The 14,744-nt window shown below is 71.2% G+C and carries 13 protein-coding genes; 2 read left to right on the top strand and 11 right to left on the bottom strand.

From position 1 onward, the window contains the following. Window positions 1-827: 827 nt before the first annotated feature. The 4 genes from ACYVOO_RS02455 to ACYVOO_RS02440 all read right to left on the bottom strand — a co-directional run bounded on the left by ACYVOO_RS02455 (window position 828) and on the right by ACYVOO_RS02440 (window position 4,916). Window positions 828-1,835, bottom strand: coding sequence for an SRPBCC family protein (locus ACYVOO_RS02455; RefSeq protein WP_461013988.1), 1,008 nt, complete (start codon window positions 1,833-1,835; stop codon window positions 828-830). A gap of 100 nt (window positions 1,836-1,935) precedes the next feature. Continuing rightward, a complete protein-coding gene (locus tag ACYVOO_RS02450; RefSeq protein ID WP_461013987.1) occupies window positions 1,936-3,684 on the bottom strand; it encodes a polyamine aminopropyltransferase in 1,749 nt (582 codons plus the stop codon). Window positions 3,685-3,870: 186 nt separating this feature from the next. Then, window positions 3,871-4,401: a DUF2617 family protein gene (locus tag ACYVOO_RS02445; protein ID WP_461013986.1), complete on the bottom strand. Its 531-nt coding sequence runs from the start codon at window positions 4,399-4,401 to the stop codon at window positions 3,871-3,873. 245 nt (window positions 4,402-4,646) lie between these two features. Next, window positions 4,647-4,916, bottom strand: a complete 270-nt coding sequence (locus ACYVOO_RS02440; protein WP_461013985.1) for a hypothetical protein — start codon at window positions 4,914-4,916, stop codon at window positions 4,647-4,649. Window positions 4,917-5,272: 356 nt separating this feature from the next. Here ACYVOO_RS02440 and ACYVOO_RS02435 point away from each other — a divergent pair, with 356 nt between their 5' ends. Then, window positions 5,273-6,457: a pyridoxal phosphate-dependent aminotransferase gene (locus ACYVOO_RS02435; protein WP_461013997.1), complete on the top strand. Its 1,185-nt coding sequence runs from the start codon at window positions 5,273-5,275 to the stop codon at window positions 6,455-6,457. Window positions 6,458-6,543: 86 nt separating this feature from the next. Here the strand turns inward: ACYVOO_RS02435 and ACYVOO_RS02430 are convergent, their stop codons facing one another. The 4 genes from ACYVOO_RS02430 to clpB all read right to left on the bottom strand — a co-directional run bounded on the left by ACYVOO_RS02430 (window position 6,544) and on the right by clpB (window position 10,847). After that, window positions 6,544-6,894 carry a hypothetical protein gene (locus ACYVOO_RS02430; RefSeq protein WP_461013984.1) on the bottom strand — a complete coding sequence of 117 codons (351 nt, stop codon included), beginning with the start codon at window positions 6,892-6,894 and terminating at the stop codon, window positions 6,544-6,546. Continuing rightward, complete coding sequence (locus ACYVOO_RS02425; protein WP_461013983.1) at window positions 6,891-7,376, bottom strand: prevent-host-death family protein; 486 nt, start codon at window positions 7,374-7,376, stop codon at window positions 6,891-6,893. Before ACYVOO_RS02425 ends, ACYVOO_RS02430 begins: the two co-directional genes overlap by 4 nt. A gap of 155 nt (window positions 7,377-7,531) precedes the next feature. Then, window positions 7,532-8,053 (bottom strand): type III secretion system chaperone family protein, encoded by a 522-nt coding sequence (locus tag ACYVOO_RS02420; protein WP_461013982.1) that lies wholly within the window; start codon window positions 8,051-8,053, stop codon window positions 7,532-7,534. Window positions 8,054-8,180: 127 nt separating this feature from the next. After that, window positions 8,181-10,847 carry an ATP-dependent chaperone ClpB gene (gene clpB, locus ACYVOO_RS02415; RefSeq protein ID WP_461013981.1) on the bottom strand — a complete coding sequence of 889 codons (2,667 nt, stop codon included), beginning with the start codon at window positions 10,845-10,847 and terminating at the stop codon, window positions 8,181-8,183. A 98-nt stretch (window positions 10,848-10,945) separates the two neighbouring features. Between clpB and ACYVOO_RS02410 the strand changes: the two genes are divergently transcribed. Next, window positions 10,946-11,398, top strand: a complete 453-nt coding sequence (locus ACYVOO_RS02410; protein WP_461013980.1) for a pyridoxamine 5'-phosphate oxidase family protein — start codon at window positions 10,946-10,948, stop codon at window positions 11,396-11,398. 126 nt (window positions 11,399-11,524) lie between these two features. Here the strand turns inward: ACYVOO_RS02410 and ACYVOO_RS02405 are convergent, their stop codons facing one another. From ACYVOO_RS02405 to ACYVOO_RS02395, 3 genes are all read right to left on the bottom strand, one after another. Next, window positions 11,525-12,340 (bottom strand): trypsin-like serine peptidase, encoded by an 816-nt coding sequence (locus tag ACYVOO_RS02405; RefSeq protein ID WP_453348339.1) that lies wholly within the window; start codon window positions 12,338-12,340, stop codon window positions 11,525-11,527. Between the two features lie 235 nt (window positions 12,341-12,575). Beyond that, window positions 12,576-13,829, bottom strand: a complete 1,254-nt coding sequence (locus ACYVOO_RS02400; RefSeq protein WP_461013979.1) for a glycoside hydrolase family 64 protein — start codon at window positions 13,827-13,829, stop codon at window positions 12,576-12,578. Window positions 13,830-14,287: 458 nt separating this feature from the next. Next, window positions 14,288-14,743 carry a heat shock protein transcriptional repressor HspR gene (locus ACYVOO_RS02395; RefSeq protein ID WP_453348337.1) on the bottom strand — a complete coding sequence of 152 codons (456 nt, stop codon included), beginning with the start codon at window positions 14,741-14,743 and terminating at the stop codon, window positions 14,288-14,290. Between the last annotated feature and the right edge of the window lies 1 nt (window position 14,744).

Raw genomic sequence — 14,744 nt, 5'->3', positions numbered from 1 at the left:
GCGGGTCGGCTTTTCGGCTGCCTGCACATACTCGTCGCCACCACTTGCGGGGACACCCCACCACGTCCCCTCCCACCCGGTGACCAACCTCCGGCCCGCTCCAACCGTTGTGGGCAAGCGTTCCGCATGGCGGAACGGGTGGGCACAACCCACCCACCGGCCCGCACCCGCGAACGAACCCCCAGGGGGCACCGGGCTACGCACCCCTGCCAAAGGGGTGTTGCGCGGGACGGTTGGCCCGTGGAGTGGGGACCGTAGGTCCCGCGCTGGGGGTGGGCCGCCACACGGCAAGGCGCCGCAGTCGCACCCCGCGAGGGGGCCCCGGCCGACCCGGGGCCGAGGAGGGTCACCGGCGGGACGGGGACGGGGTGGGGTGTCCCCGCAGGTCGAGAAAGTCACCGGCCGAAAGCCGAACACGAGACCTTCACGCCGAGGAGACACCCCACCCCGGCACCGGACACCCACCACCCACGCACCCACAACCACGGCCGCAACCCAGAATCACGCGGCGCCAGCCGCAAAGCACCGCACCACACGCCGCGCCGTAGCCACCGGCCCGCACCCGAACACGGCGCCCAGCCACATGACGGCACCCCGCCAGGCGACGGCACGCCAAAGTTGTGGGCAATCGTCCCGCTGGCGGGACGGGTGGGCACAACCCGTGCCACCGGCCCGCCACACGCGAACGAACCCCCAAAGGGGCACCCACAGCAGGCGCACCCTGCGAGGAGAGGCGCACCCCGTGAGGCGGTCAACGTCGCACCCCGTGAAGGGGCACAACCCGTGAAGGGGCAACCCTGCGTTTCCTTGCGCACCCCGCGAAGGGGTTAGCGGCGGCGGCGCAGGGCTCGGCCCAGGACCACCGCGCCCGCGACCACGACCGCCGCGGCGGGCGCCGCCCACCGCAGAGTCGCCGTAGCCGCAGCGGGCTCAGGCGCCGGCACGGGCGCGTACCGCCCACGCGGCGGCGCGTGATCGACCTCCTCCGCGCTGCGCCCGATCATCGTGCGGCGCGCATGCGCCGCCTCCGCGGTCGCCGGATCGTCCCCGTCGTCCCCGTCGTCTTCGTCGTCCTCCAGCGGATCGAGCGACGGCGGCGGCACGTCCGTCTCGAAGACGCTGGCACGCTCACCACCCCGTACCTCGTGCGCGTCGTCCCCCGCCTCGTCCGACGCCTCGTCCTCAGCGCCGGACGCCGCCTCCGCGTCCCCCGTCTCGGGCCCGGGGATGCCCGGAATGGCGCGCTCGTTGTCGTCGGGCTCGCCGATGCCCCCCGCGGCCTCGGCCACCTCCGCGCCGGAGCCCGAACCCTCGGGCGCCCGCTCGCGGATGCTCTCGGCCAGCGCGGCCCCGAAACGGTCCAGCAGCCGCTGCCCGGCCGAGGTCACCGTCTTCTCCTCGAACTCCGCGAGGCGGCCCGCGCTCTCTCCCGCGGTCACCGTGCCCGAGCACACCAGCCGGGTGCCCTCGGCGTCCTCTGACGGGCGGGGCACGACGGTCAGGGACAGCGCGACGGAGCCGTCCCCGCGCGCCTCGCTCCCGGTGCCCTCGGCCGTGAAGCCGTCGCCCGTGGGCACGAGGGTCAGGCGGCCCCGGTACGTGATGCTGGAGCCGCCGATGCGGACGCGCAGCCTGCCCTCGACCACATCGCCACCCGCGCCGGAGGCTGCGGGAGCAGCGCCACCGGAACCGGAGCCGGAACCGGAACCCGAAGCGCCGGAAGCCCCCGACGCGTCCAGTTGCAGACCCGGTACGCAGCCCGCCACGCGCTCCCTCTCGGCGAGCGCCGCACGGACCGAACCGACGGAAAACGGAACGTACACCTCATGCTCCATGGGGCGGAGCCTACCCATCACGCCCCGTACGTGTGAGCGGTCATCCACTTTCCGCCGCGCGCCGTTCCGTCTCCCGCGCGACGGGCACGCACGGCTCGCCTCACTCCAGGTAGCGCGGACGCATCAGCGAGGACGGGGGAAGCCCCGTGATCCGGCCGCGCTCGGCACGGGCCCGCGCCTCGCGGAAATCGCTCGCGGTCAGTGACCGGGACCTGGGCGCCCCTGACCCCGCGCCCCGCCCCCTCTCCGCACCCGCACCCACACCCGCCCCGGACTGCGCACGCACGGGCAGCGCCCCCTCGCCGTCGCCGCTGCCGTCGCCGTCGCCGTCGCCGTCGGCACCCTCGCCCCGCGAGGCCAGCACGTAGCCCCAGTCCCGCGGCTGCTCGTCCCGCTCCCCGGACCCGCCCCCACCGTGCACCGAGCGGTTCGGCCCGGAGGTGAAGCCGGAGAGCCTGCCGTCCACCACGTACGGCGAGGTCCGCAGGCCGACCGCGCGCATCGTCGACTCGACGGTCCAGTAGTCGCGGGGCCGCTCGCCGGGCGCTCCGGCGTGGACGGCGAGGCGTCCGTTCCGGGCCAGGGCGCGCGAGGCGAGGCCGTAGAACTCCTGGGAGTAGAGCTTCGTGCTGGGCGAGATCGCGGGATCGGGCAGATCGGAGACGATCACGTCGTAAGGCCGTGCGTCCGGCTTCCGGGCGTGCGCGCGCAACCACTGGAACGCGTCGCCGCTCTCCAGCTTCACGCGCGGATCGCGGTGCGCGTCCGCGTTCAGCCGCCGCAGTCCCGGGTCCGTGCGGCCGAGCCGGGTGACCTCCGGGTCCAGTTCGACGACGGTCACCTCGCGCACCCCCGCGTACCGCAGCACCTCGCGCAGCGCCAGCCCGTCGCCGCCGCCGAGGATCAGGACGCGGGCGCGGGGCCCGTCCGCCATGGCGGGGTGTACCAGGCCTTCGTGGAAGCGGGACTCGTCGGCCGAGGAGACGCGCAGCCGCCCGTCGAGGAACAGTTCGAGGTGTTCGCCTTCGCGGCCCGGGGGCGCGGGTTCCGTGCTGCCGGTGAGGACCAGTTCCTGTACGTCGCTGCGGAGTGCGACGCGCACGTCCCCGCCGTACACCGCGTCGCGCGCGGCGCGTTCGAACGCGACGGTGAAGGACATGCAGGCCGCGAGGAAGAGGACGACGGCCGCGCTCATGACGCCCATGCCCCAGCGGGCGCGGGCGCTCAGATCGTGCCGGAAGAGCCAGAGCACCACCACGCCGCCCGCGAGCACGTTGACCACCCCCGTCAGGAGCGCGCCGGTCAACTGGCCGAAGAACGGCAGGAGGAGGAAGGGGAAGGTGAGGCCGCCGACGAGCGCGCCGACGTAGTCGGCGGCGAAGAGATCGGCCACGGCGCCGCCCGCGTCCTGCTGTCTGATGCGCTGGATGAGCGTCATCAGCAGGGGCATCTCGGCGCCGATGAGCAGCCCGATCGCGAACGAGAAGACGACCAGCGCGATCCGTGCCTCACCGGCCCACGCGAAGCTCGCGTACAGCGCCATCGCGGAGCAGCCGCCCACGAGCGCGAGCAGCGCCTCGACGACGCCGAAGCCGACGGCGGCACGGCAGCGCAGCCGCTTGGCGACGAGCGAGCCGACCCCCATCGCGAAGACCATCACCGAGAGCACGACGGACGCCTGCGTGACCGAATCGCCCGCCAAATAGGAGGCCAGTGCGACGAGTTCGAGTTCGTAGACGAGCCCGCAGGCGGCGCAGACGAAGACTGAGCCGAGCACGAGACCGCGCCCGAGCCCCGCTGGTACGGGCAACCTCGCGTGCTCAGGGTGGCTGAAGGGGCGGTCGATCATGTCGTGAACGCTACGTGACGGAATTAGCACACCCGGTCACCCACAAGGGTGCTCTCGCAGGCCGAAACCCGTGGCGAGCCGCGCGAACGATGCGTGCTCGGTGATGTGCCCGGGGCGCACTCGGGGCGCGCTCAGAGCGCACTCAGGGCGTACCCAAGGCCGGCTCAGGGCGTGCTCAAGGCCGGCTCAGGCCATTGCCGCCGCCCCTTCGCGCATGCGCGCCCCCACCCGGGTCCGGGTGGAGACCAGCCGCCCCTCCTGGGGGTACGAGTGCCAGGTGCGCCAGTGCACTTGTCCGCCGTGACGTTGCACCAGCAGCGCCGTGAAGGCGTGCGGGGCGCCGGGGAAGGTACCGGCGAGGCCGTTGGGGTGGTCGGCGACGAGCGCGAGCAACTCCTGTGCGCGTCCCGCGAACGAGCCGGTGGAGAGCGTCTCGACGCGCGCCGCGAACTCGTACTCCCACTCCCCGAAGCGCTTGGAGACGCCGAGCGGCAGCGGTGTGCTGCTGCCCGGCATGCAGGCGACGGTCTCGGAGCAGGTGCCGTTCTCCTCGTCGAGCAGCACCTGGTGGGAGGCTCCGAGCAGGCGCAACTGGACGTGTGCGCCGGTGAGTTCGAGGTCGAGCGAGGCCAGGGCCGGGAGCGGCTCGCGCCCCAGCGCCCAGGCCAGGTCGCCCGCGCGGGTATCTGTGTAAGGGGTCTGGAGAGTGGTGAGCATGGGTCGGCTCCGCAAGCACGCAGTGGAGGGTGGGCCGGCCCACCCCTCGACAAGGGACCAGGGGACATTCGTTCGCCGGCCTGTGCCCACGTCAGGGTCCGGGATACGGATTCACCGAATCATGGAATGCGCGGCGCCTACAGCGTTTTTACCCATCTTCGCCGGGTTTCCATCCCCCCGGGGGCCGGACAGGTCAGTTGTTCAACCCCAAAGCACCCCACGGGAGGACGGAGAGACCATACGTCTCAGGAGCCGCCGCCCCCGCCCCCGCCACCGCAGCCACCGCCACCGCCGCCACCACCGCCGCAGGAGGAGCTGCTGCCGCAGGACGAACCGCCTCCGCAGCCGCCGTTGTTGCCGCCGCTGTCACCGGCCCACCAGCCGCCGCCTCCGCCCGCCGCGGCACCGCCCGACCTGCGGCCCCTGCTGTTTCCGGCGCTCGACCCCTTGGCGATGGCGGCGAAGATCGCGAGCAGCACCACCACCAGCACAACGATGATCAATAGCTTGCCCATGTGCGGTTCCCCCTTTGTTCCGGCTGTTCTGAGTCTTCCGAGTGTTCCGAGTGTTCTGAGTTCCCAAGTCCTCTTCCGCACCGAGGTGTTGTCGGCCGTGGTGCCGGTCGTACGGATGTACCGCGGGTTGCGCGGCCCGCTCCGGCACGCCCCGTCGGCGCGTGGACGGGCTCCTGCCCCGGAGCGCGGGAGTCAAAAGCCGAGTTGAGGAAGACCAGAGCTTCGCGGAGGATGACGCCATGACATCCGCTGCCGCTGAGGGAACCCCCGGGCCCGGCCGAGACCCCGCCCCCGGGCGAGGACGTCCGCTGCTCAACCGCAGGCTGTCCGAGTTCGGCACGACGATCTTCGCCGAGATGTCGGCCCTCGCCGTACGGACCGGCGCCATCAACCTCGGCCAGGGCTTCCCCGACACGGACGGCCCCGAGGAGGTCAGGGAGGCCGCCGTACGGGCACTGCGCGACGGGCGCGGCAACCAGTACCCGCCCGGTCCCGGCATCCCCGAGCTGCGCGAGGCGGTCGCCGCGCACCAGGCGCACTGGTACGGGCACCTCGGCCTCTCCTACGACCCGGAGCGCGAGGTCCTGATCACCGCGGGCGCGACGGAGGCCATCGCCGCCGCGCTGCTGGCGCTCGTCGAGCCGGGCGACGAGGTGATCGCGCTGGAGCCGTACTACGACTCGTACGCCGCCTCCATCGCCATGGCGGGCGGCACCCGCGTGCCGGTCACGCTGCGCCCCCGGGCGGCGGAAGCGGAGTCGGAAGCGGAGTCGGAAGCGGAGCCCGACGCCGACAGCGGTGGCGGCGGCGGTGCGTACCGGCTGGACCTGGACGAGCTGCGCGACGCGGTCACCGACCGCACGCGCCTCATCCTGCTCAACACCCCGCACAACCCCACCGGCACCGTCCTCACCCGCGACGAGCTGGCCGCGATCGCCGAACTGTGCGTCGAGCGCGATCTGTTGGCGGTCACCGACGAGGTCTACGAACACCTCGTCTTCGAGGGCGCGCACCTCCCCCTCGCCTCGTTCCCCGGCATGCGCGAGCGCACCGTCACCATCGGCTCTGCGGGCAAGACCTTCTCCTTCACGGGCTGGAAGGTGGGCTGGGTGACGGCGGCGCCCGAGCTGGTCACGGCCGTCCGCTCCGCGAAGCAGTACCTCACCTACGTGTCGGCCGGGCCCTTCCAGTACGCGGTGGCCGAGGCCCTGCGGCTGCCCGACAGCTACTTCACGGGGCTGCGCGACGATCTGCGCGCGAAGCGGGACCTGCTGGCGAAGGGCCTCACCGCCGCCGGGTTCACCGTCTTCCGGCCAGCGGGCACGTACTTCATCACCACCGACATCCGGCCGCTCGGGGCCGGTTCGGGCATCGACTTCTGCCTCGCGCTGCCCGAACGCTGCGGCGTCGTGGCCGTCCCCACGCAGGTCTTCTACGACCACCAGTCCGAGGGCGCGCCCTTCGTCCGCTTCGCCTTCTGCAAGCGCGCCGACGTCCTGGAGGAGGCGGCGGCCCGCCTCGCCGGACTGACGACGCCCTGACGGGCGTCGTGCATACGCGCTAAGGGGTCACAAGGGCCTGAGCCCCGGGCCTGCATGAAAACCGATCCCCCTGGACAAACCGGGATTCATTCCGTGTCTTTCGGGTGGCGTGGGGAGGCGTACACGAGGATCACTGTGGCCGTCTCCTCACTGACCAGGTACCGGACCCGACCACCGCTGGTGACCTCGTACTCCCACTGCTCCAGACAAGAGCCCTTCCACTCCTTGGTCGCGTGCCTTCCCCGAAGCCGGTGTTGGCGGCTCCAGTTGGCCCGGCACAGCGGGTCGGCGCGCAGAGCGTCCAGGCAGCGATGCGCGCTCGACAATGCCGCGCGGCACAGGTCCTCCCAGCCCGTCACGGCCTCCGTGGTCCCGAAGTCGACGTTCCACCCGGTGAGGGGCGGAACGCTGACCCGATCCCCCTTCTTCGGACTCACCCACGCACCTCGACCTGTCCGAGGTCATCACCATCGAGCGGACGCAGCGCCCCCCTGAGCTGGTCGGGATCGGCATTGATGCGAGCCGTGGCGCGCCAGGAGATGATCGCGCGATGCACGGCCTCTCCCGCCCCCAGTTCGGCGGCGTCCGACAGCGCTTCGAGCAGCTCGACGGTGAAGGCGCGGACCTCCTCCGCGTCCAGGTGCCGCACCCAGGGGAAGACCTCGGGCAGTGCGAGAAGGAGCGACTTGGCGCCGTCGTCCTGCTTCATCAGCGCGAGGAAAAGCCGTGAGGCGGTGGTCAGGTTCTCCTCGGCGTGCTCCGTGCGCTCAGCCGTGGTCAGCACCATGTCCGGCGCGTCCCGATGTGTGACGCGAAGACGCCCCAGGGCCGCGGCTCTGGCCGCGACACCTTTGGGATTGCGGGAGAGGTCGGTGAAGGAGACGGATTCCGTTTCTGCTTCCAGACGCACGGTAGACATAATCAGAGTCTAATCAGATCGTGTTCTGATTTCCATTCGCTCACCGGCCCGCCCCGCCTCATGAGAAAGCCCTCGCCGCGATGGCCGTAGAGCCATCGCGGCGAGGGCGGGCGGGGGCGCCCGATGGCCTTCGTCCCGGCCATCGCGTGGCGCGACTACTCCCCCTCCGGCGGAGAGTCCGCGTCCTTCTCCAGGCCGAACTGCTCGACGAGCCACTTGTCGAACTCGATCGAGGCCCGCACCCAGCTCACCACGCTGGACACGAAGTGCTCCAGCGAGACGCCGGTGCCGATCAGCATCTGCGCCTCGCCGATGAGGCGGACCGTGCCGTCGTCGTGCGTGTGGCTGTAGACCTTCGGCCACAGGGTGCGACGGTTCCAGTCGTCGATGGCCTCCAGCAGCTTCGGCTTGTCCTCGATGGAGTGCGGACGGTCGTAGAACGTGCGCACGGAGAAGACCTGCTGCTCCTCCTCTCCCCGGAACATGAAGTAGGTGCGGAATTCCTCCCACGGCGCCGCGAGGTCACCCTCGTCGTCGACGACGTACTTCAGCTCCATCTGCTCCAGGAGCTGCTTCACCAGGTCCTGGTCGGGGATGACAGGGCCGCTCGGGGCGGACTCCTGCGGGTCTGGCTCCTGGCCCCCGAAATTCGGAATCGAGGACGGGTCGATGCTCACCGTGGTTTTCCCTTCGTACGGATTCCGCCATCCTCCCCCATCCCGGGCCCGTCATGGCAAGCCCGTGCCCTGCCCGCACGGCGAGACCCGGCCAACGGTGCTCCTTCGGGGCCTCTCCAGGCCCGCTTCACTCCCCCTTCGCGCCCGCTTCCGTACCCGGGCCCCCGTCCGCTTCCGCGTCCGTCTTCGTCGCGGCGCCGACCATCAGGCCGTCCCAGCCCTCGACCTGGTCCACCCGGACCGTGTCGCCGTCGCGGACCTCGCCCGAGAGGATCTCGCGGGCCAGCGGATCGCCGATCGCGGTCTGGACGAGACGGCGCAGGGGGCGTGCGCCGTAGGCCGGGTCGTTGCCCTCGATGGCCAGCCAGTCGAGCGCGGCCTGCGTCACGTCCAGCGTCAGGCGGCGGTCGGCGAGGCGCCGCTGGAGGGCGTCGATCTGGAGCTGGGCGATCCGGCGCAGCTCCGTGCCGCTCAGCGCGGAGAAGACGACGAGATCGTCGAGCCGGTTCAGGAACTCGGGCCGGAAGGAGGCGCGGACCGTGGCGAGGACGTTCTCCTTCTTCTCCTCCTCCTTCTCCAGGGGGTCCATCAGATGCTGGCTGCCGAGGTTGGAGGTGAGCACGAGGATGGTGTTGCGGAAGTCCACCGTCCGGCCCTGCCCGTCGGTGAGACGGCCGTCGTCCAGGACCTGGAGCAGCACGTCGAAGACCTCGTGGTGTGCCTTCTCCACCTCGTCCAGCAGCACCACGCTGTACGGGCGCCGCCGCACCGCCTCCGTGAGCTGGCCGCCCTCCTCATAGCCGACGTAGCCGGGAGGAGCGCCGACGAGGCGGGCGACCGAGTGCTTCTCGCCGTACTCGCTCATGTCGATGCGGACCATCGCCCGCTCGTCGTCGAAGAGGAAGTCAGCGAGTGCCTTGGCCAGCTCGGTCTTGCCGACGCCCGTCGGGCCGAGGAAGAGGAAGGACCCTGTGGGGCGGTCGGGATCGGCGATGCCCGCGCGGGTGCGGCGCACGGCGTCGGACACCGCGCGCACGGCCTCGGACTGGCCGATCAGCCGCTTGCCCAGCTCGTCCTCCATGCGCAGCAGCTTCTGGGTCTCGCCCTCCAGGAGCCGCCCGGCCGGGATGCCGGTCCAGGAGGCGACCACATCGGCGATGTCATCGGCGCCGACCTCCTCCTTGACCATGGTGTCCTTGGCGTCACGCGGCTCCTTGGACGCCTCCTCCTCGGCGGCCGAGGCCGCCTCCAGCTCGCGCTCCAGGGTGGGGATCTCCCCGTACAGCAACTGGGAGGCGGCGGCGAAATCGCCGTCCCGCTGGGCGCGCTCGGCCTGGCCGCGCAGCTCGTCCAGCTTCTCCTTCAGCTCGCCGACGCGGTTGAGGCCCTGCTTCTCCTTCTCCCAGCGCGCGGTGAGGCCGCGCAGCTCCTCCTCGCGGTCGGCCAGCTCGCGGCGCAGCCGCTCCAGCCGCTCGACGGAGCCGGGGTCCGTCTCGTTGGCCAGCGCCAGCTCCTCCATCTTGAGCCGGTCCACGGCGCGCTGGAGCTCGTCGATCTCGACCGGTGAGGAGTCGATCTCCATGCGCAGCCGCGAGGCGGCCTCGTCCACGAGGTCGATGGCCTTGTCAGGGAGGAAGCGCGAGGTGATGTACCGGTCCGAGAGCGCGGCGGCGGCCACCAGGGCGCCGTCGGAGATCTGGACCTTGTGGTGTGCCTCGTAGCGGCTCTTGAGCCCGCGCAGGATCGCGATCGAGTCCTCGACGGTGGGCTCGGCCACCAGCACCTGCTGGAAGCGGCGCTCCAGCGCGGCGTCCTTCTCGATCCGCTCGCGGTACTCGTCCAGCGTGGTGGCGCCGACCATGCGCAGCTCGCCGCGCGCCAGCATCGGCTTGAGCATGTTGCCCGCGTCCATGGCGGAATCGCCGCCGGCGCCCGCGCCGACGACGGTGTGCAGCTCGTCGATGAAGGTGATGACCTGGCCGTCGCTCTGCTTGATCTCGGAGAGGACGGTCTTCAGCCGCTCCTCGAACTCGCCGCGGTACTTCGCGCCCGCGACCATGGCGCCCAGATCCAGCGCGACCAGCCGCTTGTCGCGCAGCGACTCCGGTACGTCGCCCTTCACGATGCGCTGCGCCAGGCCCTCGACGACGGCGGTCTTGCCGACGCCCGGCTCGCCGATGAGGACGGGGTTGTTCTTCGTGCGCCGCGAGAGCACCTGGACGACGCGGCGGATCTCCTGGTCACGGCCGATGACGGGATCGAGCCTGCCCTCGCGGGCCGAGGCGGTGAGGTCCGTGCCGAACTTCTCCAGCGCCTTGTAGGTGCCCTCGGGGTCCGGGTTCGTCACGCGCTGGGCGCCCCGGCTCTCCTGGAAGGCCGACAGCAGCTTCTTGTCCGTGGCGCCCTGCTCCTTGAGCAGCTTGCCGGCGGGGCCGCCCTTCGCGGCGATGCCGATGAGCAGGTGCTCGGTGGAGATGTAGGCGTCGCCCAGCTCCTTGGCGCGCTGCGTGGCGTCCGCGATGACGGAGAGCAGATCGCGGTCTGGCTCCGGCTTGGCGACGGTGGAGCCCTGGACGCTGGGGACGGCGGCGAGCAGGCGCTCGGCGCCCGAGCGGAGCGCCGCCTGGTCGGCGTCGGCGGCGGCGATCAGGTCCTGGATGTTCTCGTTGTCCTCGCCCTCCAGCAGGGCGAGCAGCAGATGGGCCGGGGTGATGTCGGGGTGCCCATCGGTCACGGCGCGGCTGTTGGCCGCGCTGATCGCGTCCCGGCTCTTGTTGGTGAGCTCGGCGTCCACTGTCCTGCGCTCCTCCTGTGTCGGATCCCTCTGCTAGGTTCAGCATCCAGCAAGTTGAGTCTATTCCACTCAACTATCCTCCGGCTAGATTCGTTCCCATGACGAGCACGAACCCGACAGACGGCGGCACGAGCCCCGCGCCCCGCCCGCGTTCCCGCGTCAGCGACGAGCCGGGGTTCCTGGCCTTCTGGCGCGAGCGCGGCTACGCCACCCTCACCACCGCCCGCCCGGACGGCACCCCGCACGTGGTGCCCGTCAGCGTGACGTACGAACCCGGAACCAGGACCGCGCGTGTCATCGCGAGCCGGGGCAGCCGCAAGGTCCGCAATGTCGAGGCGGCGGGCGCCGAGGGCATGCGGGTGGCCCTGTGCCAGGTCGAGGGGCGGCACTGGGCCACCCTGGAGGGCCGCGCCCGGGTCCGTACGGAAGCGGACCTCGTCGCGGAAGCGGAGCGGCGCTACGCGGAGCGGTACGGGCGCGCGCCCCGGCCCAACCCCGACCGCGTCCTCATCGAGATCGCGGTGGACAGGACGATGTCCCGCACGCCGTGAGAGGGCCGTGTCCGGGACGCGCGCCGTCGCGTGTCCCGGGCACGCGACGGCGCGGACAGCCCGTAGCACCGGGCCGCCCGCGCCGCGGGACAGCTTCCTGAACCAGCCCGTGAGCCTCTCGGCCCGTCAGCCGCCGCCGACCCGCGCGAAGAGCGACCGCGCCGACGCCGGATACGGCCGCCCCAGCAGCTCGTCCTGGTCGCCGACCGAGGTGACGGCCACCAGCGTGCCCGCCTGCTTCGCCGAGTCGTAGTTCCGCAGCCAGGGGCCGCCGCTCACCCCTTGGGTGAGCTTGCAGGGCTTGAGCGCGAGGGCGCCGACGTTGGCGTCGGCGATCTCGCCCCTCTTGTAGAGGTGGGCGTTGCCCGAGCAGTAGTGCAGGGTCTCCCCGTCGTACGGCGGCGCGACGGGATAGCCGAGCGTCGCCGTCCTGCCGCCCCCCACGGGCTCGAACTGGAGCGTGTTGCCCGCGCCCTGCGTCTCCTGGATGGTCCTCCCGTTCCGCTTGGCGACCTTGAGGAAGGCCCAGTCGTGCGGCAGCACCTGCTCGACCTGCTTGTTGACGTCCCACTGGGGTGCGGTGTGCCAGGACTCGATCTTCCACCCCTTCTTGACCACGGCCTCCGCGCCGCCCGCCCGGTCGTAGCCGGGGAGGAAGTACATGGCCTGGGGTTCGCTCTTCTGCTCCGGGCTGCGCACGCAGTGCGCGGCGGTGGCGAGAACGCTGCCGTTGGGGGAGTCGACGATGGCGGCCGAGCACACCTCGCCCTGGCCCCCGGGAAGCTGGGAGACGAGCTTCCCGACGGTCTTGGAGGTGCCGCCTGGCCACCTGTCGCCCGGGGAGTCGGGCAGGGGTGCGACGGTGGGCGCCGAGGCGCCCATGACGGCGAAGGCGGTGGCGGTGGTCACGAGGGCGGCTACGGCCGCACGTATCGAGATCATTCCCCCACGCTCCTGGCCGGGGGCACCGAACGCCCACTCACGTTCACCTGGTCGGGTCACGCGCGCGGTATTCCGGTGCGGTGCGCGGGTCACGCTTGACGCGCCCCCGGCGTACAGGGAGGCCGGAGGCCGGGGCGGGCGCACACGAGAGGGCCGCCGCCTCCTGCTGAGGCGACGGCCCTCCCGCACACCGTTTCCGCACACCGCTTCCGCTGCGCGCGGGTCCCGCGGAGGCTTACTCGAAGGGCTCCAGCGAGATCGTCGCGTCCTTCGGGGCCCCGTCGTGCACCAGCGACTCCTGCGCCCCGACGTCGTCAAAGGCGAAGGCGTACGCCTTGCCGTCCTCCATCTGGCCGTGCACCAGGCGGGCGTAGTGGTTGGTCACCTTGTCCTGGTAGAAGCCGGAGTTGTCCGCGTCGGGCTGCTGGTTGTTGGTCAGCAGCGTGCCGCGGTTGAGCGCGGCGCACAGGGTGCGGGAGATCGGGCCCCGGACCTTGTCGTTGGGCGCGTCCAGCTTCTTGTAGCAGCCGAAGACCGAGTCGGAGTCGGGCTTCTCGAAGGAGGTTACGACCTGGCCGGAGCCGTCGGTGAAGTCCATCTTGTCGCCGTTGACCTTGCCGGTGAACTTGGTGTCCGGCTCCTCCTTGAACGGCGTGACGGTGAGTTCCTCGTTCTGGTACTTCTCCCAGACGCGGTTGATGTAGTCGTCCAGCACATCGCCCGGCAGGGAGCCGTTGCCGGTGGCGTGACCGGGAGCCAGGACGCGCAGTGGGGTGCCGTCCTCGCGGGTCTGGACCAGGTTCTCCCAGCCGCCGCCCTGCTCCTTGAGCCCGTCGATGACGGCCTTGTAGCCGCCCGGCTTGAGCTTGCCGGTCTCCTTGGTGGAACCGTCGCCCGAGGTCAGGCCCACGGAGTACGGCGCGGAGAACATGTCCACCTGGGTGGAGTTGAGCCACAGACCCGAGTCGTTGAGCGTGTACTCGGTCCAGTTGAAGAGCTTGTCGTGGTTCGGGTCGCTCTCGTTCTGCACGGCGGGCTGCACGAGGCCGCCCTCGGCGAGCTGGAACTCCAGCTTGTCACCGTACGAGAAGTAGACCCGGCCGGAGAACTTCGGCAACTGGATGGTCTTGGTCTCGCCGTTCTTCGGGCCCTCGAAGGAGGCGTCGGGCGCCGGGATGGGCGGCGCGCCCCCGCCCGGCCAGGCGTGGAAGGCGCCGCTCTCGTCGGCGTATCCCTGCGTGCCCGAGGCGAGTTCGGTGCCGATGACGTAGACGTGGACCGGCTCGTCACGTCCCGAGTTGTTCTTGAGGGTGAGCGGAATGGTGTCCGCCACGGCCTCGGCGTTCGCCGAGTCGGCCTTGTCGCTCGAAAGCATGTTGGTCGGCAGGCCGTTGGCCTGTCCGGTCACGATGATTCCGGTGGCGATGGCCGCGGCGGCAGTGGCGGATGCGATCAGCCTGCGCTTGGTCAGCCTGCGTGGGGGGAGCATCCTGTTCCTCCTCAGCGTGGGGGGCGGAAAACGTTGTCAGGTTCACAGCAGGTACGGACCATGTCAACCTCTTGAAGAAGGTGAACTGTCCATCTAGACCCCGGAGTTAAAGATCTGAACATCACTCGCCCCTTCGGTCGGACAGCCTCACCAGCGGTTGTCCGGCACGGACACCGCCCTGTGGAGTGGGGGGACGGCGGCGCGCCAGGTGAACTCATGGGGCACTACGTGCGGTTGGGGCTACTGGTTCTCACGTGACGGCACGCATCTGCGACGGGATGCTTATGGGGCGCTTAAGAGGTGCTTAAGGCGACGCACGCGCGAGGGCCGGGACCCGGCGTGTGCCAGGCCCCGGCCCTCGATGTCCGGTGCTGTGTGGTGGTTCCCCGCGTCTGCCCGACGGCCCCGGACCGGCCGAACCCGTCTCGCGTCAGTCCCGGCGCCTCAGTCCCGGTGCGTCAGTCCCGGCGCTTCTTCGGCCGCCACACCACGAGCGCGCTGGACTGGTGGACGTCCTGGTACGGCACCAGATCGCGGCGGTACGACGCGTGGACCTGCGCCTCGCGCTGCTGCATCGCCGCCGCCGCGCCCTCCACCGCCTGCTGGAGTTCGGCGACGCGCGCCTGGAGCGCGGTCACCTGGTTCTCCAGCTCGATGATGCGCTTGATGCCCGCGAGGTTGATGCCCTCGTCCTGGCTCAGCTCCTGCACCTGGCGGAGGAGTTCGATGTCGCGCGCGGAGTAACGACGACCGCGCCCGGCCGTGCGGTCGGGAGAGACCAGGCCGAGGCGGTCGTACTGGCGGAGGGTCTGCGGATGCAGACCGGAGAGCTGAGCGGCGACCGAGATGACGTAGACCGGCGACTCGTCCGTCAGCTCGTAAGGGTTGTTCCTGCGTCCACCTCGGCCGTTCACA

It is taken from the genome of Streptomyces daliensis, from assembly GCF_054782395.1.
The sequence above is the reverse complement of the archived record's forward strand: the minus strand, read 5'-3'. Positions and strand labels throughout refer to the sequence as shown.